Origin of the sequence: Amycolatopsis sp. SB7-3 (genome assembly GCF_041021335.1) — a bacterium.
GTDB lineage: Bacteria > Actinomycetota > Actinomycetes > Mycobacteriales > Pseudonocardiaceae > Amycolatopsis > Amycolatopsis japonica.
The window spans coordinates 1-311 of the sequence record NZ_JBFPJQ010000016.1 but is presented as its reverse complement, the minus strand read 5'-3'; the positions used below and the strand labels follow the sequence as shown (position 1 = coordinate 311).

Genomic DNA, 311 nt, shown 5'->3' with positions numbered 1-311 from the left:
TTGTGGGTTAAGGCCCCCAACAGACCATTGGGTTGATAGGCCAGAAATGGAAGCACAGTAATGTGTTGTCGAGTTGACTGGTACTAATAGGCCGAGGACTTGCCCACAAAGATGTTACGCATCCACTCTACAGCTCTGAAACACCACACAACCACCAGCAAGAGTCGGTGGAGAGTGTGTTTCATAGTGTTTCGGTGGTTATAGCGTCAGGGAAACGCCCGGTCCCATTCCGAACCCGGAAGCTAAGCCTGACAGCGCCGATGGTACTGCAACCGAAGGGTTGTGGGAGAGTAGGACACCGCCGGACTAAC

The 311-nt window shown here is 53.1% G+C and carries 2 rRNA genes; both read left to right on the top strand.

Going from position 1 to position 311, the window contains the following annotated elements:
* Window positions 1-107 (top strand): 23S ribosomal RNA (locus tag AB8M46_RS39940); the annotation flags it as partial.
* Window positions 108-190: 83 nt separating this feature from the next.
* A 5S ribosomal RNA gene (gene rrf / locus AB8M46_RS39935) occupies window positions 191-307 on the top strand.
* Window positions 308-311 lie beyond the last annotated feature (4 nt).